This window comes from Cryobacterium sp. TMT1-62 (assembly GCF_004403145.1).
In the GTDB taxonomy this organism is placed as follows: domain Bacteria; phylum Actinomycetota; class Actinomycetes; order Actinomycetales; family Microbacteriaceae; genus Cryobacterium; species Cryobacterium sandaracinum.
On record NZ_SOGZ01000016.1, the window covers coordinates 38,101 to 57,613 of the forward strand.

At 67.6% G+C, this 19,513-nt stretch carries 20 protein-coding genes, 1 tRNA gene and 1 pseudogene; 10 read left to right on the forward strand and 12 right to left on the reverse strand.

Annotated features, from left to right (window positions below; translation table 11 throughout):
• Positions 1-36: 36 nt before the first annotated feature.
• Positions 37-294 (reverse strand): aldehyde dehydrogenase family protein, encoded by a 258-nt coding sequence (locus E3T34_RS16660; RefSeq protein ID WP_198412260.1) that lies wholly within the window; start codon positions 292-294, stop codon positions 37-39.
• 14 nt (positions 295-308) lie between these two features.
• A complete protein-coding gene (locus E3T34_RS16665) occupies positions 309-782 on the reverse strand; it encodes an aldehyde dehydrogenase (RefSeq protein ID WP_255409019.1) in 474 nt (157 codons plus the stop codon).
• Between E3T34_RS16665 and E3T34_RS03850 the strand changes: the two are divergent.
• From E3T34_RS03850 to E3T34_RS03860, 3 genes and pseudogenes are all read left to right on the forward strand, one after another.
• Positions 762-995: pseudogene (locus E3T34_RS03850) on the forward strand (histamine oxidase); the annotation flags it as partial. The gene E3T34_RS16665 and the pseudogene E3T34_RS03850 overlap by 21 nt on opposite strands.
• A 69-nt stretch (positions 996-1,064) precedes the next feature.
• Positions 1,065-2,399 carry a DUF445 domain-containing protein gene (locus E3T34_RS03855; RefSeq protein ID WP_241977333.1) on the forward strand — a complete coding sequence of 445 codons (1,335 nt, stop codon included), beginning with the start codon at positions 1,065-1,067 and terminating at the stop codon, positions 2,397-2,399.
• Positions 2,400-2,486: 87 nt separating this feature from the next.
• On the forward strand, positions 2,487-3,719 hold the full coding sequence (locus tag E3T34_RS03860; protein ID WP_134342228.1) for a GAF domain-containing protein: 1,233 nt from the start codon (positions 2,487-2,489) through the stop codon (positions 3,717-3,719).
• A 35-nt stretch (positions 3,720-3,754) separates the two neighbouring features.
• On the opposite strand, the gene E3T34_RS03865 is transcribed toward E3T34_RS03860, so the two are convergent.
• Positions 3,755-4,192 carry a hypothetical protein gene (locus E3T34_RS03865; RefSeq protein ID WP_104100163.1) on the reverse strand — a complete coding sequence of 146 codons (438 nt, stop codon included), beginning with the start codon at positions 4,190-4,192 and terminating at the stop codon, positions 3,755-3,757.
• 169 nt (positions 4,193-4,361) lie between these two features.
• Positions 4,362-4,434 (reverse strand) — tRNA-Lys (locus E3T34_RS03870).
• Between the two features lie 119 nt (positions 4,435-4,553).
• On the opposite strand from E3T34_RS03870, the gene E3T34_RS03875 reads away from it, so the two are divergent.
• The 4 genes from E3T34_RS03875 (at position 4,554) to E3T34_RS03890 (ending at position 7,831) form a co-directional block, all read left to right on the forward strand.
• Entirely contained in the window at positions 4,554-5,183 is a 630-nt protein-coding gene (locus E3T34_RS03875; protein WP_104100162.1) for a DNA-directed RNA polymerase subunit beta, read from the forward strand.
• A gap of 246 nt (positions 5,184-5,429) precedes the next feature.
• Positions 5,430-6,014 carry an ECF RNA polymerase sigma factor SigK gene (gene sigK / locus E3T34_RS03880; protein WP_104100197.1) on the forward strand — a complete coding sequence of 195 codons (585 nt, stop codon included), beginning with the start codon at positions 5,430-5,432 and terminating at the stop codon, positions 6,012-6,014.
• Complete coding sequence (locus tag E3T34_RS03885) at positions 6,011-6,859, forward strand: anti-sigma factor domain-containing protein (RefSeq protein ID WP_134342229.1); 849 nt, start codon at positions 6,011-6,013, stop codon at positions 6,857-6,859. Before sigK ends, E3T34_RS03885 begins: the two co-directional genes overlap by 4 nt.
• Positions 6,860-6,928: 69 nt before the next feature.
• Positions 6,929-7,831: an aminodeoxychorismate lyase gene (locus E3T34_RS03890; RefSeq protein ID WP_104100160.1), complete on the forward strand. Its 903-nt coding sequence runs from the start codon at positions 6,929-6,931 to the stop codon at positions 7,829-7,831.
• Positions 7,832-8,008: 177 nt separating this feature from the next.
• Here E3T34_RS03890 and pstB read toward each other — a convergent pair whose 3' ends face one another.
• The 8 genes from pstB to E3T34_RS03930 form a co-directional block, all read right to left on the reverse strand.
• Positions 8,009-8,788: a phosphate ABC transporter ATP-binding protein PstB gene (pstB, locus tag E3T34_RS03895; RefSeq protein ID WP_104100159.1), complete on the reverse strand. Its 780-nt coding sequence runs from the start codon at positions 8,786-8,788 to the stop codon at positions 8,009-8,011.
• A 41-nt stretch (positions 8,789-8,829) separates the two neighbouring features.
• Entirely contained in the window at positions 8,830-9,930 is a 1,101-nt protein-coding gene (pstA, locus tag E3T34_RS03900; RefSeq protein ID WP_104100158.1) for a phosphate ABC transporter permease PstA, read from the reverse strand.
• Positions 9,930-10,874, reverse strand: a complete 945-nt coding sequence (gene pstC / locus E3T34_RS03905; protein WP_104100157.1) for a phosphate ABC transporter permease subunit PstC — start codon at positions 10,872-10,874, stop codon at positions 9,930-9,932. Before pstC ends, pstA begins: the two co-directional genes overlap by 1 nt.
• Before the next feature lie 144 nt (positions 10,875-11,018).
• Complete coding sequence (pstS, locus tag E3T34_RS03910) at positions 11,019-12,107, reverse strand: phosphate ABC transporter substrate-binding protein PstS (RefSeq protein WP_369827942.1); 1,089 nt, start codon at positions 12,105-12,107, stop codon at positions 11,019-11,021.
• A gap of 176 nt (positions 12,108-12,283) precedes the next feature.
• Positions 12,284-13,222: an NUDIX hydrolase gene (locus E3T34_RS03915; protein ID WP_104100156.1), complete on the reverse strand. Its 939-nt coding sequence runs from the start codon at positions 13,220-13,222 to the stop codon at positions 12,284-12,286.
• Positions 13,219-15,393, reverse strand: coding sequence for an RNA degradosome polyphosphate kinase (locus E3T34_RS03920; RefSeq protein ID WP_104100155.1), 2,175 nt, complete (start codon positions 15,391-15,393; stop codon positions 13,219-13,221). The genes E3T34_RS03915 and E3T34_RS03920 overlap by 4 nt, the downstream gene beginning before the upstream one ends.
• 56 nt (positions 15,394-15,449) lie before the next feature.
• A complete protein-coding gene (gene mshD, locus E3T34_RS03925) occupies positions 15,450-16,370 on the reverse strand; it encodes a mycothiol synthase (RefSeq protein ID WP_233191277.1) in 921 nt (306 codons plus the stop codon).
• The gene (locus E3T34_RS03930) at positions 16,345-17,037 is read right to left on the reverse strand and encodes a response regulator transcription factor (protein ID WP_104100153.1); all 693 of its coding nucleotides are present in this window, start codon (positions 17,035-17,037) and stop codon (positions 16,345-16,347) included. Before E3T34_RS03930 ends, mshD begins: the two co-directional genes overlap by 26 nt.
• Positions 17,038-17,111: 74 nt before the next feature.
• Between E3T34_RS03930 and E3T34_RS03935 the strand changes: the two genes are divergently transcribed.
• From E3T34_RS03935 to E3T34_RS03945, 3 genes are all read left to right on the forward strand, one after another.
• The gene (locus tag E3T34_RS03935) at positions 17,112-17,375 is read left to right on the forward strand and encodes a hypothetical protein (RefSeq protein ID WP_104100152.1); all 264 of its coding nucleotides are present in this window, start codon (positions 17,112-17,114) and stop codon (positions 17,373-17,375) included.
• A gap of 206 nt (positions 17,376-17,581) precedes the next feature.
• Complete coding sequence (locus tag E3T34_RS03940; protein ID WP_104100151.1) at positions 17,582-18,196, forward strand: FABP family protein; 615 nt, start codon at positions 17,582-17,584, stop codon at positions 18,194-18,196.
• Positions 18,197-18,262: 66 nt separating this feature from the next.
• Positions 18,263-19,450: a folate-binding protein YgfZ gene (locus E3T34_RS03945; RefSeq protein WP_104100150.1), complete on the forward strand. Its 1,188-nt coding sequence runs from the start codon at positions 18,263-18,265 to the stop codon at positions 19,448-19,450.
• Positions 19,451-19,513: the final 63 nt, after the last annotated feature.

Consider the following 19,513-nt stretch of genomic DNA (forward strand, 5'->3'; position numbering starts at 1 on the left):
GTGAAAACGAACGGATGCCGCGAAAAACCCGTGCGGCTAGCTGCCGTAGTGCATCCAGACGCCCTTGACCTGCGTGTACGCGTCGATCGAATCCGGACCCATCTCGTTGCCCCAGCCGCCGGTCTCGAACCCGCCCCACGGCGCGGCCATATCCGGCACCGGTGGCATGTTCACGAAGTTCGCACCGGCACGGATGCCGTTGGCCAGGCGGTGTGCCTTCTCGAGGTCCTTCGTCCAGACCGTGGCGGCGTGCCCATAGTCGGTGTCGTTGGCCCGGTTGATGAGCTCCTGCAGGTCGTCGTCATTGTCTAGGACATGATCGAGAGCACCGGCCCGAAGACCTCGTCGGTCGCGATGGCCATGTCGTCGCGCACACCGGCGAACATCGTCGGCTGGAAGAAGAAGCCGACCTCGCCGGCCCGGGCGCCACCGGTCACGAGTTCCGCGCCCTCGGCACGGCCGACCGTGACCATCCGTTCGACGTGGTCGAGGTGTTTTTGAGAGACCAGAGGACCCAGCTGGGTGCTGGGGTCCATCCTGGCGCCAAGCTTCATGCCGGAGACCCCGGCCGCCATTTTCTCAACGAATTCGGCCTCGCGCTTCTTGTTGACATAGAACCGCGTGTAGGCCGCGCAGACCTGCCCGGAATTGAGCGTGCCGCCCGCCAGGTTGCCGCCGACGGCCGCGTCGATGTCGGCGTCCGCAGTGATGATGGAGGGGGCCTTGCCCCCGAGTTTGAGAGTGATCTTCTTGAGGTTCGAGGCGGCGGAGCCGGCCTGCATGCCTACATCGAAGCCGACCGCGACATCGACGGCCAGGACATCGTGCTCTGGCACACGTTCGGCCTCACCCACTATCCGCGCATCGAGGCCTGGCCGATCTTGCCCGTGAACACCGCTGGTTTCAAGCTGAAGCCCGGTGGCTTCTTCGACCGCAGCCCGGTGCTCGATGTGCCGCCGTCGACGCCCGTCGAAGAGGGACACTGCCACTGCTGAGTGTGCAGCGCGCCGGGGTCGAGGGAAGACGGGTTTCCCTCCCCGGCCCCGATCCGGCAGTCTGGGAGGATGGCCGAGAAGATGAGGCAGAAAGACCAGACCGAGACCGGTCCACGTGCAGCACGGGCGGCGGCCGCCGCCCGGCCGCCGCTGAGCCTGCCGGACGCCGTGCGCCTGACGGCCCTGATCCGCATGAAGCGGCTCGCCATCGGCCTGCTTCTCCTGATGGCGGTAGTGTTCGCCACCTCGTTCGCGCTGCAGGAGAGCTACCCGTGGCTGCAGTACGTGCGCGCCGCGGCCGAGGGCGGCATGGTCGGCGCCGTAGCGGACTGGTTCGCCGTGACGGCCCTGTTCCGGTACCCGCTGGGCCTGCGCATCCCGCACACGAACATCATCGCCAGCCGCAAGGACGAGATCGGGGCCAGCCTAGGTGAATTCGTCGAGACGAATTTCCTCTCCGAGGCGGTCATCCGTGGCAAGCTCGAATCGCTGGGTGCGTCCCGTCGGCTCGGCGCGTGGCTCTCCCAGGAGGAGAACGCGCGTCGGCTCACCGACGAGGTCGCGGTGGCGGGCGCCGGTCTGCTCAACCTGCTCAGCGACGACGCGATCCAGGAGCTGATCGAAACCGTGGCCCGCGAGAACCTGCTGAAGCCGGAGTGGGGTCCGACAATCGGGCACGTGGGGGCGCGGCTGGTCGAGTCGGGGCAGCAGCACGCCGCCGTCGACCTGCTGCTGGAACGGGCCGAGGGCTGGCTGTTGGAGCATCCGGAGGCCTTCGGGCGGGCCGTGTCCCAGCGCCTGCCGACCTGGCTCCCCGGTTTCGTCGACAAGCTGGTCGACGACAAGGCGCACCGGGAGGTGCTCGCCTTCGTGGCCACCGCGCGTGCGGATGCCGTGCATCCGCTCCGCCAGGCCATCGATCGTTACCTCGTCGAGGTGATCGACGACCTGCAGCACGAGCCGGCGATGATCGAACGGGTGGAGGCGCTCAAGCTCGAACTGCTCGACAGCGCCCGGCTGCGCGATTTCGCGAGCAAAACCTGGGAGGCCGTGAAGTTCTCCCTGACGGCGGCGCTGAACGACCCCTCGAGCGGGTTGCGCACGGGCATCCGCTCGACCGTCATGGAGGTCGGCGGGAGACTGTCGACCGACCCGGCCCTCGGCGCCCGCGTCGACCGGTGGCTGGCCGACAGTGCAAGCTACATCGTGCGCCGGTACCGGCACGAGATCGCCGAGGTGATCACCGAAACCGTCGCGCGGTGGGACGCGGCCGAGACGGCCGAGAAGATCGAACTGCAGATCGGAAAGGACCTCCAGTTCATCCGCATCAACGGCACCGTGGTGGGCGCGCTCGCCGGCCTGGTCATTTTCGCGCTCGCCCAGGCCGTTGTGGCACTGGTGTGACGCGGCCCTGGACCCTCGCCCCGAATGGGGGATACTTGAAATTCGGTCTTGGATACACCCTTGTGTCTTAGCAACAAAGGGGCATCTGTGCGGGAACTCATACGATGGGCGCTGGCTCCCGCCATGCGCACCTGGGCCGCCGCGTCCGAGCGCGGCTTCGGCGATGTCCCCATGCCCACGGATGCTCCGCAAGCGCACTCCGCGGGCATTGATCCCGACCGGATCCTCATCCTCGGTTCGGGGCTGGCGGTCGGCCGCGGGGTCGTGAGCCACAACCTGGCCCTGCCCGGCTCGCTCGCCCGCGCCCTGTCCGCGCAGACCGGCCGCGGGGTCGACGTCGACCTCATCGCGAATCCCCGCATGACCGTCGCCACGGCCCTCCTCGAGCTGACCGGGGTGCGGCTCACCCGTTTCGAAGCGATCGTGCTGGTCCTGGGCGTGAACGAGGCCGTGAACTTGGTCTCCGCCCGGGCCTGGCGGCGCGATCTGGCGAATCTGCTCCGGTTCCTCACGGCGTCATCGCCCCGCAGCACCAGCATCATCGTGGCGGGAATCCAGCCCATCCGGTCGATCCCGGTGTTCGATTCCAGGCTCGGAAATCTGGCGGACCACCACGGCCGGCTCCTGAACCGGGTGACGGTACGGCTCGTCGCCGACAGCAGCGACGGGGTCGCGTTCGTACCGTCCAGTGCGGCGCCGACGCCGCCGCCGGGCCGATACCGGTCCACGGATACGTATGCGCACTGGGCCGACGTTCTCGCCTCCCGGATGGCGCCGCTCCTCGGCGCCGACCGGGTCGCGACCCCTGACGCCGAACCGGTGCCCTCCGACGACCAGGCGAGGGCGAAGGAGGCGCGGCGCCAGCTCGCGGTCGACCAGCTCGGGATCGTCGACACCCCGCCCGAGGAGCGCTTCGACCGCATCGCGGCACTGGCGCGCACCCTGTTCGGCACCCAGTCCGCGGCGCTCACGGTGATCGATGGCGATCGCCAGTGGCATAAGGCCCGCATCTGCGTGGCCGATGCCGAGTCGCCGCGGTCCAATTCGTTCTGCGAGGTAACCATCACGGGCACCGCGGCTATGGTGATACCGGATGCCCTCCTCGACGACCGCTTCCGAGACAATCCACTCGTGGTGGGCGAGCCGAAGATCAGGTTCTACGCCGGATTCCCGATCGAGTCGCCGTCGGGGGAGCTCATCGGGGCTCTCTGCGTGTTCGACTCGGAGCCGAGGGCGGCAGGAACCATCGACCTCGTGCTGTTGCGCGAGTTGGCGCTGATGGTGCAGCGAGAACTCGCAAGCCCGTTCACCGCCGAGTAGCGGACGCGCCCGTAGACGCACCCGTAGACGCACCCCTAGGCGGCGTGGGCGACACCGGCGGGTGCCGATCCGGGCGACAGGCGCGTGCGCGGGGCCGCGCCGATCACGGCGTTGTCCGGAACCCGCAGATCGCGTTCGACGACCGCTCCGGGGCTGAGCCGTGCCCCGCGACCGATCCGCACATAGCTGCCCAGCCGCGCGGCGCTGCCGACGACGGCGTCCGCGCCGACGTGCACGTTCTGGCCGATGAACACGTGAGAACCGATGACCGCGTCCTGGTCGATCCAACTGCCGGGGCCGATCCACGCCTCCGCCCCGACCCGCGCGCCGCTCTCCACGTAGGCGGTTCGGGATACGAACGCCTCGGGGTGCACGCGTGCGCTGGGGGACACCAGGCCGCGTCCGTTGGGGTGACGCCGGTACCGGGTGATGATCCCGGTCTCGATTTCAACTTCTTCATTCACTCTGCCCACGGGGCCTCCTTCTCAGGTCGCCGGCATCGGGCATGCCGGCACCATGTCAGAGAAGTATGGAGGAGCTACCCGAACGCCGCCCGAATCATCGCTGGGTGCTCGCCGGGAGTCCGGAGTCGATGCTGGGCCCACGCGAGACCCGGGTCTGCACCGACGCTGATCCTGTGAGTGGGCCCCGTCGGGCTCGAACCGACGACCCAAGGATTAAAAGTCCTTTGCTCTACCAACTGAGCTAGAGGCCCGCGGTTAATAATGTACAGGGGATTTCGGATCCGTTTTTCTAGGTACCGTGGGAGAGGGTTTTCTGCAGACGAGACGGATGTGCCCACAGCGAACACGAAACCGAGCCCAGGAGGATGCCATGGCCGAGAATTTCCACAAGCCGACCCAGTTCTCCGGCAGCAAATTCGAGTCCTTCCAGGGGGGCGAAGACCCGGCACTGATCAGCCGGGTGGCGCATGAAACCGCGCACGCGCTTTTGGCCCGCGTGCGCAGCGACCCTGACCCCGACATCGTCGAGCGGCTCGTGACCTACACCGACGAGAACGGCGTCGACGCGGTGGCCGAACTCTGGTCGCGGGCAACGCCGCGCAGCCTGCCCGGGGCGCTCTGGCGGATCTACCTGGTGCGGTTGCTCATCCGCCAGGATCCCGAGGGCACGGCGTTCCTCTACCAGCGCGGAACCGAAGTCACGGTGGCGATCGACCCGGTCATTGCCGGGGCCGCGGTGCCCACGGGCACGGCGGAGATCATCGTCCTGGCCGACCAGATCCTGCGGGGGATCTTCACCGGGGATTTCGCCGTGGCACTCGACCGCGCGGCGGCGTTCTGCCGCGTCATCTCCGTCGGCTGCACCAGCGTCGCGGACGACCTGGAGACGACCGAACCGCTCCGGTCCACCGAACTGACTACCCGTGCCCTCCGGTTCTCCACCACCGCCCAGGAGTTCGGCTCCTGCGCCCGGCTCTGGCGCAGTGACTCGCTGGACTGACCTGTCTAACTGATCGGCCGCGAGCCGTCCCGCCGGGTGCGCGATCCGCATCCGGGTCGTTTACACTGGAGTCTGGTCGGGCCGCAGTAACCCCGGGCTCCAATATTCGCCGCTGTGAGCGGCCTCGCGCCGAGAGGCGTTCTGCGGTCCGGCCGTCACTCCTCCTCTGCCTGGTGTGACACACCAATCCGATTCGGTCTCCGCGCCGAACCATGGACGTGGACAAGACCTGAGATGCTTGTTCTCATGAGTGCTGAATTCAACGTCAACCGGGAGGGGACTGTTCCTGTCTCCCATGAGGAATTGCTGGGCCGGGTGGCGCAGGGAGACGAAGGAGCATTTGGAGAGCTGTATGACCGGATGGCCTCGCGTGTTCTCGGTCTCGTTCGACGTCTTCTGGTTGACCCCTCGCAGTCGGAGGAAGTGACGCAGGAGATCTTCCTGGAGATCTGGCAGACGGCGACGAGGTACGAGGCCCAGCGCGGCGGGGCGGCGACCTGGATCCTGACCATGGCGCACCGCCGGGCGATCGACCGGATTCGGTCGTCGCAGGCCAGCCGCGACCGGGATATTAAAATCGGCATCCGTGATCTTGCGGTTGCCTACGACGAGGTGTCCGAAACGGTCGGAGTACGAATCGAGCACGAAAGAGTGGAAAAGGCGATGTCCAGATTGACGGAACTGCAGCGCCAGGCGATCAGCCTCGCCTACTACGGCGGCCTCAGCCAGAGTGAAGTCGCCGAGCGGTTGCAGATCCCTCTCGGAACTGTGAAAACGAGGCTGCGCGACGGCATGATCCGCCTGCGCGACGAGTTGGGAGTGGCGTCATGAGCGACAACACCCGGAATGACGAAACCCGCAACGCCGCAGGGCAGAACCCGGGCGAGCTCGCCGGCGCCTACGCCCTCCACGCCCTGGGCGCGGAAGAGGCCGCCGTCTATGAGGAGCACCTCAAGGCGTCCGAGCCGGCCCGCATCGAGGCGGCCGAGCTGAGTGACACCGCGGTGGCGCTGGGCCTTGCCGCCACCCCCGTGCAGCCCTCGGCCGGACTCAGGGCCTCCCTGATGGCCAAACTTGCCGCCACGCCGCAGCTCGCGCCCCTGCCGGCCGATCAGACGGCACCGGCCACCCCCGCGCCGCGCGTCGATCCCGCTCCGATCCGAGGCGCCACTGCAGCGGGCAGCGCCTCCGAGCGCGCCCGCCTGCGCTGGTTCCAGCGGCCCGTCGGCGTTCTCGCGGCGGCCGCCGCGGCCGTCGCCCTCTTCGCGGGCGGCACCTTCGTCGGCCAGTCTCTGGAGTCCGACCAATTCGAACAGGACCAGGCGGCCGGTCTCGTGCAAATCACGGCGGCCGCTGACATCCAGCGCGCGTCGGCGACCACCGCCGACGGTCAGGAAGCCACCCTGGTCTGGTCCGAAGAGAGCGGACTCTCAGCGCTCCTGGTCGACGACCTGCCGGACTTGCCGTCCGACCGGGACTACCAGCTCTGGTACATCGGCGGCTCCGGCCCGGTTCCCGCCGGAATCTTCGACTCGTCCGGCACCGGCACCGGCACCGTCTGGCGCGTGCTCGACGGCAGCCTCACCGCCGGCGACACGATCGGCGTCACGGTCGAGCCTAAGGGCGGCTCGGAGCAGCCCACCAGCGACCCGATCCTCGCCATCCAGAGCTCCTGAGCTGCTTGATCTGAGTCGATCCCGACCTGATCCTGACCTGCTCCTGACCCGATCCTCTATGCTCGTCAAATGACTGTTCGGCGAACGACGCTGCCCTTCACCCTGCTCCTCGACCCGGTTCCCGCCGGCGCGCCGCAGACGGAATTCGACGACACGTTCCACGAGGTGGACTCGGATGCCCCGGCGTTGCGGGTGGGGGAGTTGAGCGCCCAGCGGGGCGACGGCGTCTTCGAGACACTTGGCGTGGTCGGCGGCCACCCTCAGGCGGTCGGCCCACACCTTGCCCGGCTGGGCACCTCGGCCGCGACCTGTGAGCTGCCCGAGCCGAACACGGCTCAGTGGCTGGCCGCGATCGCGCACGTGGTCGACCGCGTCCCGCACGAGGGCGAAGTTGTGCTCAAACTCGTCTACAGCCGCGGCGTCGACTCCGGCCCGGCACCCACGGCCTGGCTTCACGCGACCCCCGCGCCCGACTTCGCCGTCGTCCGCGAGGACGGCATCCGGGCGGTCACCCTGGACCGCGGCTACCCGCACGGCGTCGCAGAGCAGGCGCCCTGGCTCCTTATGGGCGCGAAGACGCTCAGCTATGCGGTCAACATGGCCGCCCTCAGGGAGGCCCGCCGCCGCGGCGCCGACGACGCGATCTTCCTCACCCACGACGGCTTCGTGCTCGAGGGGCCCACCTCGACCGTGATGCTCTGCAGGGGCGATGTCTACGTCTCTCCCCTGCCGAGCGGAGCAATCCTGCACGGCACCACCCAACAGAGCGCGTTCGAGCACCTTCGGGCGGCAGGGGAGCGCACGGAATACCGCGACATGAGCGTCGACGAGCTACGGTCGGCGGATGCCGTGTGGCTGCTCTCCAGCCTGCGCCTGGCCGTGCACGTGACCGAACTCGATGGCAGACCAATGCCCGTCGACTCCGAGCGCACCCGCACCCTCAACGCCGCCCTGCTCGCCCGCACCGTCTGACGCCCCACCGCAGCGCGTCGCCCCGCAGCCGGCTTGCTAACCAGTTCGACGGAGATTCTGCTCTAATCGTGCCGTTTCACGCGTAATCGGCGCGTTCAGGGCAGAATCTCCGTCGAATTCGTTCGGGGCGCGGAGCGAGGGCGCAGTGCTGTCCGCGCGCCAGGCACGGAACCGGGCTTAGCCGAAGCGGCCGGAGACGTAGTCCTCGGTGGCCTGCTCGCTCGGGTTGGAGAAGATCGTGGTCGTGTCGTCGTACTCGATCAGCTTGCCGGGCTTGCCGGTGCCGGCGATGTTGAAGAATCCGGTGCGGTCGGAGACCCGGGATGCCTGCTGCATGTTGTGAGTGACGATCACAATCGTGTAGTCGGCCTTCATCTCCTCGATCAGGTCCTCGATCGCCAGCGTCGAGATCGGGTCGAGGGCCGAGCACGGCTCGTCCATCAGGATGACGTCGGGGTGCACCGCGATCGCGCGTGCGATGCAGAGGCGCTGTTGTTGGCCTCCGGAGAGGCTCGAGCCGGGCTTGTCGAGGCGATCCTTGACCTCTTTCCAGAGGTTCGCGCCCTGCAGCGACTTCTCGATCAGGTCGTCGGCGTCGGACTTGGCCATCCGGCGGTTGTTGAGCTTCACGCCGGCCAGTACGTTGTCGCCGATCGACATGGTCGGGAACGGGTTCGGGCGCTGGAACACCATGCCCACCTGGCGCCGCACGAGCACCGGGTCGACTCCCTGACCATAGAGGTTGTTGCCGTCGATGAGTACATCGCCCGTGACGTACGCCCCGGGGATGACCTCGTGCATGCGGTTCAGCGTGCGCAGGAACGTGGACTTGCCGCATCCGCTGGGCCCGATCAGGGCCGTCACGGTTCGAGGCTCGATCACCAACGACACGTCTTCGACAGCCAGAAACTTGCTGTAGTAGACGTTGAGGTCGTTGACTTCAATGCGCTTGGACATGCATTCCTTTGGATCAGACGGCCGAGGCCGGGAGGTGGAGCCTAGCGGCCGAGCTTGGGGGAGAAGATTTTGGCGATGACGCGCGCGCCCAGGTTCAATAGCATCACGATCAAGATGAGCGTCAGGGCGCCGGCCCAGGCACGGTCGAGGTAGGACTGGGTGTCTGCGCCCTGGTTGGCGTACTGGGTGTAGACGAACACGGGCAGGGTCATCATGCGCTCGTTGAACAGGTCGTAGTTCATGCTGGCCGTGAACCCGGAGATGATCAGCAGCGGCGCCGTCTCACCGATCACGCGGGAGATCGAGATCATGATCCCGGTCACGATCCCGGCGAGGGATGTCGGCAGCACGACCTTGACGATGGTCAGCCATTTCGGCACACCGAGCGCGTACGCCGCCTCGCGAAGCTCGTTGGGAACAAGCTTGAGCATTTCCTCGCTCGAACGAACGACGACGGGGATCATCAACACTGTGAGGGCGATGGCGCCGCCGAATCCGAAGCGGATGCCGGGGTCGTCGAACAGAAGAGAGAACAGGGCGAACGCGAAGAGTCCCGCGACGATCGACGGGATGCCGGTCATGACGTCGACGAAGAACGTGATCGCCCGAGCCAGCCGACCTCGGCCGTACTCGGTGAGGTAGATCGCTGCCAGGAGGCCGATCGGCACCGAAATGAGCGTGGCCACACCGGTGATCAGCAGCGTGCCGATGACGGCGTGCAAGGCGCCGCCGCCCTCGCCCACGACGTTGCGCTGGGATTGGGTGAAAAAGCTCGGGGTGAGGAACGCCGGCAGTCCGTTGACCAGGGTGGTTATGACGAGCGAGAAGAGCGGCAGAAGGGCGACCGCGAAGGCCACGGTCACGAGGGCGGTGACCAGGCGGTCCTTGGCCTTGCGCACGCCCTCGACGAAGTACGAGAGCAGGTAGATGGCGACGCAGTAGACGACGGTGCCGAAGAAGAGCGTTCCGACGATGTTGAATCCCTCGGCAGCGCCGGAGAGCATCACCACGAAGAAGAACGCGCCTGTGACCAGCCAGCTGGCCAGGAGCACGGCCAGAGAGGTGTGCCGAGGAAGCTTGCCCGCGGTGAGGGAGTTCGTCAGGGGCGCGGCCGTGTTCGAGGTCGTGGTCGTCAGGCTCATCAGTTCGCTCCGGAGAATGCCTTGCGGCGGTTGATGATGACGCGGGCGATCATGTTCACCACGAGCGTGATGACGAAGAGAATGAGACCCGTCGCGAGCAGAATATTGACGCCGACGCCGTGCGCCTCCGGAAAGTTGAGGGCGATGTTCGCGGCGATTGTGGTGGGGTTCTGCGAGGTCAGGAGCTGGAAGATGACGTCCCGGCTCGGTGAGAGCACCATGGCGACGGCCATGGTTTCACCCAGGGCCCGGCCGAGGCCGAGCATCGAGGCGGAGATGATCCCGGCACGGCCGAAGGGCAGCACGGCCATGGCGATCATTTCCCAGCGGGTTGCGCCGAGGGCCAGTGATGCCTCCTCGTATAGCACGGGGGTCTGCAGGAAGATCTCCCGGGACAACGCCGTGATGATCGGCAAGACCATGACAGCCAGCACGATGGCGACCGTGAGCGTCGTGCGCCCGGTGCCGGAAACCGGGCCGGCAAAGAGGGGGATCCAGCCGAACCACTCGACCAGGTTCGTGTAGAACGGCTGCACGAGCGGCGCGAGCACGCCGATGCCCCACAGCCCGAAGACGACGGAGGGCACGGCGGCGAGAAGGTCGATCAGGTAGCCCAGGCCCTGCGCGAGCTTGCGGGGGGCATAGTGCGAGATGAAGAGCGCGATGCCGATGGCGACGGGCACGGCCATGATCAGCGCGAGGAACGCCGCCCAGAGTGTGCCGAACGCGAGCGGCCAGACATACGACCAGAAGTTGGTGGTGTCGCCCTTGAACTCCTCCGGGTCGGCGAGGAAGGCCGGCAGGCTCTGCACAAGCAGAAAGGCCGCTACGGCGGCGAGAATTGCCAGGATGAGGCTGCCGGCCACAATCGTGCTCGTGGCGAAGATGCGGTCGCCGGGGCGTTCCTTGGCCTTGAGCGAGGGTCGCTCTACTGCGGTCGTCATGCCGGGTATCTCCCTGGGAGGGTTGGGGCAAAAGCTAAGAAAGAGAGGTTCAGGTCACAGGCCACGAACCCCAGTCTGCCCGACCCGGTGCTCGCAAGCCATGCGAGTCCCGGATCGGGCAGCTGAGGAACGGCGAAACAGGAGCTACTTGATGGTCTCGAGAACCGCTGCGACCTTGTCCTGGAGTTCGGTCGTCATCGATGCCGCGCCGGCGGATGCTACCGCTTCGGCCTGGCCCTCGGCGCTGGCCATGTAGCCGACGTAGGCCTTGACGAGCTCAGCCTGGGCGGGGTCGGCGTACTCGGTGCAAACGATCGCGTAGCTGACCAGGACCAGCGGGTACTCGGCCGGGTTGTCGGTCATGCGGTTGAGGTCGAACGCGAGGTCGTTGGCTTCGCGGCCCTCGACGAGAGGAGAACCGTCGACGACGGCGGCGGCGGCTTCGGCGCTGTACGCGACGAACTCGTCGCCGACCTTGAGCTTGGCGACCCCGAGGTCTCCGGCGCGCGACGCGTCGGCGTAGCCGATCGTGCCCACGCCGTTGGTGACGGCGTCGACGACGCCCGAGGTGCCCTGCGCACCCTCACCGGTCTGGAACGGGAAGGTGTCGGAAGCCTTCTCGGTCCACACGTCCGGGGCGTTCTGGCCGAGGTAGTCCGCAAAGTTCTTCGTGGTGCCCGAGTCATCCGAGCGGTGCACGGCGGTGATCGCGGTCGACGGGAGCGAGACGCCCTCGTTCAGTGCGACCAGGGCCGGATCGTTCCAGGTGGTGATGGCGCCGGAGAAGATCTTGGCCAGCGTGTCGGCGTCGACGTTGAGGTCGTCGACCCCATCGACGTTGAAGATCACGGCGATGGGGGAGATGTAGACGGGCAGGTCGACCGCGGTGGTGTCCGCTGCGCAAGAACCGAAGGTGCCGGCGAGCTCGTCGTCGCTCAGGTAGGAGTCGGAGCCTGCGAAGTCGGAGCCACCGGCGATGAACGCCTCCCGACCTGCGCCGGAACCGGACGGGTCGTAGTTGATGGTGACGTCCGGGTTTGCGGTCTGGAACGCTGAGATCCAGGCTTCCTGGGCTGAGCCCTGGGAGGACGCGCCACCGGCGTTGATCGTGCCGGTGAGGGCGCTGGCGGAGTCGGACCCCGGTGCAGCGCCCTCGTTCGCGGCGCAGGAAGACAGTGCCAGTGCGGCGACGACGGCGATGACCGCGGGTCGGCCAAAACGCATGAAATTCACAGATATCCCTTTCGAGGGTTGACTTCATAACAAGTGACTGCAGGTTCGAGGCCGGTGCTGGCCTCACCGTGACCATATTCCGCCTGGTTAACGACACCCCTGCGAAAAGGTTAACGGAAGGTGAACGCGGCGGGGCAGGCCGAAAGAAGCAGCGGGGCATTCACCGAATACCGTGGTCAGAGGGCAGGCGAGTGTGTTTCGATCGCGACGATTCCCGCGCTCGGATTGTCGGCGGAGAGGTGCACCACCGAGAACGACCCGGTTTCGAGGGCCGCCGCGTCGGAGATGTACGCACCGTGGGTGGTGCCGGTGGCCAGGGCGATCTCGTGCAGGATCTCGGGGAGAACCGGCCCGTGGCTACAGATCACAGCAGTCTTTCGCGACCGCACCCGCTTGCCGATGCCGGAACGGACATCCGCCAGGCCCTGCTCGAACGCGTCCTGGCTGTAGCGTTCGGTGCGCTTGATCTGGATGCCGGTGGCCGCCGCGAGCGGGGCCACGGTGGTCACGCAGCGGGTCGCCGTGCTCGACACGATCCGCAGGGGCTGCCAGGCGGTGATCGTGGGCACAATGGCGGCGGCCTGCTTGACGCCGCGCTCGGTCAGCGGCCGGCTGCAGTCGGGGCCGTCCCAGTTGCCGGGCTGCACGGTCTTGCCGTGGCGGAGCGCGATCAGGGCGAAGGTGCGGGTGACACCGGTGTCGACGAGCTTGGCGAATGCGTCGATGATCTCCACGTCGGGCGTGTAACTGAGGTAGGTGCGGGCCTTCTTGATGGTGACCCACTCGATCGCCGCGACCTCGCCGTTGGGCACGAAGGTCGAGTGCTGGATGGCCGCGGGCGTGATCTCTGCGGCCCAGTAGTGAACGATCTTCTCGCGGCCGTTGAGCAGCGAGTAGGCGGAGATGCCCAGTGGCACGCCGAGGGCCACGGCCAGGCCGGTCTCCTCCCCGATCTCGCGCACGGCCGTCTGCGGCAGGGTCTCGCCTGGGTCGACCTTCCCTTTGGGAATGGTCACGTCGCCGTACACGGTGCGATGGATCAGGAGAACGTGGATCTTGCCGTCGATCAGGCGCCAGCAGACGGCGCCCGCAGCGTAGATGGCAGGGTCGCTCATCGGCGCCCCGCCGGGCGCTTGCGGAGGGAGATTTGTTGCATGAGCCTGTTCTGCATGTCGTCGAGCGGATGGCCGGAACCGTCCAGGTGGTGGCGCGTCCATTCGCCCGAGCTGTCCAGCCACCACGATGAGGTGCGGTCGTCCATGGCCCGGGTGAAGAGGGCGTCGATTTCGGTCAGGTGGTCAGGGTCGACGAGGCGCACCAGCGCCTCGACCCGGCGGTCGAGGTTGCGGTGCATCATGTCGGCGCTGCCGATGTAGACCTGCGGGTCACCGTTGGTGTGGAACGAGAAGATCCGGGAGTGCTCCAGGTATCGCCCGAGAATCGAGCGCACCTTGATGGTCTCGCTCATCCCGGGGACCCCGGGCTTCAGGCTGCAGATGCCGCGCACCCAGATCTCGATCGGCACGCGCGCCTGGCTGGCCCGATACAGTGCGTCGATGATGGCCTCGTCGACCATGGAGTTCACCTTGATCCGGATGCCCGACGGCTTGCCGGCCTGGGCGGCCGCGGTTTCCGTCGCGATGCTCTTGAGCAGGGCGCGGCGCAGGTGCAGCGGCGCCACCAGCAGGCGCTTGAACTTCTTCTCGATCGCGTAGCCGGAGAGTTCGTTGAACAGACGGGTGAGGTCCTTGCCCACCTGCGGGTCCGCGGTCAGGAGCCCGAGGTCTTCGTAGAGACGGCTGGTCTTGGGGTTGTAGTTGCCGGTGCCGATGTGGCTGTAGTGGCGCAAAACGCCGTCTTCGTTCCGCACCACGAGCGCGAGTTTGCAGTGCGTCTTCAGGCCCACGAGGCCGTAGACCACGTGCACGCCGGCCTTCTCGAGCTTGCGGGCCCAGGTGATGTTGGCCTGTTCGTCGAAGCGGGCCTTGATCTCCACCAGGGCGAGAACCTGCTTGCCCGACTCGGCGGCTGCGATCAGCGCCTCGACGATGGGGCTGTCGCCCGAGGTACGGTACAGGGTCTGCTTGATGGCGAGCACGTCCGGGTCGGCCGCGGCCTGCTCGAGGAACGCTTGCACGCTGGTTGCGAACGACTCGTACGGGTGGTGCAGCAGGATGTCCCGGCGCGAGATGGCGCTGAAGATGTCCGGTTCCGCGTTCGGTTCCGGGGCGAGCAGCTGAACGGCCGTCGTCGGCACGTGCTTCACATAGCGCAGGTCCGGGCGGTCGATCCGCAGGTCGAACAGGCCGCCCAGGTCGAGCGGGGCCGGCAGGCGGTACACCTCCTGATCGGTGACGTCCAGCTCGCGCACGAGCAGGCCGAGGGTGACCTCGTCCATGTCTTCGGTGATCTCGAGACGGATGGGCGGGCCGAACCGGCGGCGCAGCAGCTCCTTCTCGAGGGCCTTGATCAGATTCTCGGTCTCGTCCTCTTCGATCTCGACGTCTTCGTTGCGGGTGACCCGGAAGACGTGGTGCTCGAGGATGTCCATGCCCGGGAACAGGTCTCCGAGATGGTTCGCGATCAGGTCCTCGAGCGTGATGAAGCGTACGCTGTCTGCCTTCTCGCGTCGGTCCACGCGCACGAAGCGGGGGAGCATGGTGGGCACCTTGAGCCGGGCGAACTCCTGCTTGCCGGTTTTGGAGTTGCGAACCCGGACCGCGAGGTTCAGCGAGAGCCCGGAGATATAGGGGAATGGATGCACCGGGTCGACCGCGAGGGGCATCAGCACCGGGAAGATCTGGTTCGAGAAGTAGTCGCGCAGGGAACGGCGGTCGGCGTCGTCCAGGGTGTCCCAGTTGACGATGTCGATCCCGGCTTCGGCGAGGGCCGGGCTGACGAGGTCCTGGAAGGCGTGGGCGTGCCGGGCCTGCAGAACGTGGGCCGTGGTGGAGATGTCGGAGAGGGCGTCCTGCGGGGCGCGCCCGATGTTGGTCGGCACGGCCAGCCCGGTGAGGATGCGGCGCTTCAGGCCGGCGACCCGCACCATGAAGAATTCGTCGAGGTTGCTGGCGAAGATGGCCAGGAAGTTCGCCCGTTCCAGAGCCGGGAGATCGGGGTCCTCCGCGAGCTCGAGCACCCGCTGGTTGAAGGCCAGCCAGCTCAGTTCCCGGTCGAGGTAGCGCTCGGTAAGGAGCGCCGGATCGTTCACGCCGATCAGGGGATCGAAATCATCGTCAAAGTCGCTGCCCAGGCCCGAGTCGGTCTGAATGTTATCGCCGTCCATTCAACCATCTTGACACTGCGGACCGCGCGAATGCGACGATCTTGGATGAACACTGGTCAACGCGGGCTGCGGCGGTACTGCACATCGATCGTTCGCTCGGTGAACCCGAGCGAACGATACAGGGCCACCGCGGCGGCGCTGTCGGCCTCCACATACAGGTCCGCGGTACGGCACCCGCGTTCGCGGAGGCGGTCGAGCCCGGCCAACATGAGGCGGCGGCCGACGCCGCGACCGGCGGCATCCGGGTGCACGCCGACGACGTAGATCTCGCCCACCGGGGAGCCCGACTCGATCTTCAACCAGTTGTAGCCGACCATCCGACCGGTGCCAGTGCCGGCGTCGCGGGCCACCAGGAAATCACCGGCCGAGAACCACGGTTCGGCACAGCGGGCGGCCAGATCGCTCGCGGTCAGAGCCCCCTGCTCCGGGTGCGCGGCGAACACCAGCGCGTTCAGCGCTACCCATTCCGCGTCGTCCGGCCCGGGCCGGAACGCGTCGATCTGGACGGCGGCACGGATGCCGGTGCGGGCAGGGCCTCCGGGCTCGGCCGGCGCGCTGCCGGCTGTCTCCTTCGACAGGTCCAGCCGCAGCTGCAGCAGGGTGCGCTCGGCCGTGAAAGCGAACCGATCGGCGAGCGCCCGGGCAGCGGGGTGGTCGCCGTGCGACCAGATCGTCAGCTCCCCGGGCGCGTCGGCCAGGATTTCGGCCAGGGCGGCCGTGCCGTACCCGTGCCGGCGTCGGGCCGGGTCGACGACGAGGTCGAGTTCGCCGGCGCCGAGGATGCCCGCACCCACGACGACGTTCCCGTCCTTCTCCACGACCAGGAACGGGGCGCGGTGCCCCGCGGCCACGTCGAAAAGGGACTGTTCGTTGAACGGCGCGTAGCCGTCGCCCTGGGTAGCGGTGGCGCTGACCCGGTGGAACTCGGCCGCGAAGGCGGCATCCGTCAGATCAGGCGCAAACCGGATGAATGCCACGGGTGCCGTCCTGTTCCTGCACATTGAAGCGGTAGCCCACGTTGCGCACGGTGCCGATCAAGGATTCCTGGTCGCCGAGCTTGGCCCGCAGTCGCCGCACGTGCACGTCCACCGTGCGGGTGCCGCCGAAGTAGTCGTAGCCCCAGACCTCGCTGAGTAGCTGTTCCCGGGTGAAGACCCGCGACGGATGCGCGGTGAGAAAGCGCAGGAGCTCGAATTCCTTGTAGGTGAGGTCCAGCGGCCGGCCGTGCACCTTGGCGGAATAGCTGGCCTCGTCGATGATGACCCCGGCGGCGCGGATGGTGGCGGATTCCTCCGTGCGGGGCACGCGCCCGACGGCGAGGCGGATGCGCGCATCCACCTCGGCCGGCCCGGCCGTCTCGAGGATGACGTCGTCGACGCCCCAGTCCGGGCTCACCGCGGCCAGGCCGCCCTCCGTGATCACGAGCAGCAGCGGAACGGTGTTTCCCGTGGTGCGCAGAATCTGGCAGAGCGACTTGGCCGCCATCAGATTGGAGCGGGCATCGACGAGCATGAGGTCGGCGTCGGGCGCCGTCACGAGCTGGTCCGGCTGGGCGGGGATGGTGCGCGTGCCGTGTGACAGCAGGGCGAGGGCGGGAAGAACGTCACTGTTGACCGCCGAGGTCAGGATCAACAACTGGGCCACACTCACCCTCCAAGGATTGTGCGCCCCATCCTAGCGTGCCGCGGAAAGGGTCCCGGGCAGGGCAGAATGAGAGGGTGAGCTGGCAGTGGAAGAGCGTCGTCGTGGTGTGGTTGTTCGCGTTCGCGTGCGCCGTGCTGGCCGGATGGCTGTCCCTGCCCGGCCAGCATCTGATCTGGATGAGCCTCTCCTTCGCCGGCTGCACGATCGGAACCCTGAGCGTACAGCTCGCGACCGGACGCAAGGAAGGTTACGTGGACCGGGTGACGACCAGCCTCGTCGGTGCCGTGGCCGTGCTCGCCGCCGCCACCGGAATCTTCGCTCTCGCCGGGCTCCTCTGACTCTGATCTGAGTCAGCCCGTGCTCGTGTGGTTCTGCTGAGGCGTGCCGAGGGGTTATCGCGCGCGAGCGGGCTAGAGTAAGACGTATGTCTATCCTCGCTATCGAAATCTTCTTCCTGGGGCTGCTCGCGCTGGCGAGCCTGTCGATCGCCTGGGTGTCCGGCTTGGTTCTGTTCAAGCTGTACCGGGGGCAGCGGTAGCCCTCGATGTTTGAGCTGCCCCCTCAGCTCCCCTCCGAACTGGTGCCGCTGTCGTGGCTCCTCGGGGTGTGGGAAGGTTCGGGAATCATCGACTATCAGATCGGCGAAGAGTCCGTCAGCCGGGAGTTCGGTCACCGGTTGAGCTTCAGCCACGACGGCCTGCCGCACCTGAATTACAGCTCCTACACCTGGCTCGAGCCGACGCCCGACTCCGACGGCGGTGAGTCGACACCGCTGATGACGGAAACCGGGTACTGGCGGCTGAGCCGTGCCCAAGGGCTCGGCGATCCCGGTCCGGGTCTGCTGCCGGCCGTGGGTGAGCATCCGTTCGTCACCGCTGCGGCGGTCGAAACCCTCCGCAACGCCGACAACGGCTTCGATATCGACGTGACCATCGTGCACCCCGGCGGAGTCGCGGAAATCTACCTCGGCCAGGTCAAGGGTCCGCGCATCGACCTGGCGACGGATGCCGTGATGCGCACCCAGGGTGCCAAACCCTACTCGGCGGCGACGAGGCTCTATGGTCTGGTCGACGGCCATCTGCTCTGGGCCTGGGACATGGCCGCCTTAGGTCAGAGCCTGCGCACCCACGCGTCCGGCCGCCTCAAGCGCGTCGAATAAACCGGGCATCCCTGCGCGTCACATCCAGGTGCCCCGGCGCCGAACCGTCCGTTGGAAAGAGTTCCCATGACCGATGCACCCGTGTCCCCTCTCCCGTCCTCGCCGCTCAGATCCCCGCTGCTCGAACTCGACGGCGCAGTGCAGGCCGAGGGCATCGATGCCGGCGTGGCCGCGCACTACGGCGGACCTCTCACGGAGCAGCGCCGGCTCCTCGCCGGCGGAGCCGTCGTCGACCTGTCCCACCACGGCGTGCTGAGCGTCGCCGGACCGGACCGGTTGACCTGGCTCAACTCCATCTCCAGCCAGGAGCTGCGCCGCCTGGCGCCGGGGGAGTCCACCGAGACGCTCCTGCTCGACCCGAACGGTCACGTCGAGTACGCCATGGCGGTCATCGACGACGGGGTGGAGACCTGGCTGCTGGTCGAGGCAGCCCAACTGCCCGGGTTGCACGCGTGGCTCGACACGATGCGCTTCACACTGCGGGTGCAGGTCGTCGACCACACTCTCGCCTATGCCGTGATCGGGTCGATGGGTGACCCGTCGGTGTTGCCGCTCACACCGGCCGCGCCGAGCGGAGTGCCTCTGGTGTGGCACGACCCCTGGACCCAGGTCTCCGCGGGCGGATACCAGTACGCGCCTGGACCGGCGCACCCGGCCGCCGCGTGGCACTGGACCGAGACCCTCGTCCCCCGCGCGTCCCTGCCGGCTCTGCGCGACGCCGTGCGGAACGGAGGGGTCGCCGCGGCCGGCCTTCTCGCCGTCGAGGCCCTCCGGATCGCGGCGTGGCGCCCGCGCCGGGCCACGGAGGTCGACGAGAAGAGCCTGCCGCACGAACTCGACTGGCTGCGCAGCGCCGTGCACCTGAACAAGGGCTGCTACCGCGGCCAAGAGACCGTGGCCAAGGTACACAACCTCGGGCATCCGCCCCGCCGCCTGGTGCTGCTGCACCTGGACGGCTCCGACGCGGTGCTCCCCGTGCACGGGGACGAAGTGCAGGCCGTGAAGCAGCTGGCCGACGGAACCACCGAGCACCGCGGGATCGGCCGGATCACCTCCAGCGCCATCCATTACGAGCTGGGCCCGATCGCGCTCGCCACGGTGAAGCGCACCGTTCCCGCCACGGTCACCCTGTACGTGGCCTCCCAGGACATCCTCGTCGCGGCCGCGCAGGAGGTCATCGTGCCTCAGTCGGCGGGCTCGGTGGCCGATATCCCGCGCCTGCCCCGGCTCGGCATCCGCACGCCCGGCCACTGACGCCGGTCACTGACCCCGGCCACTGACCCGGGCCGCCGACCCAGCCCCGGCGCGCTCGCCACG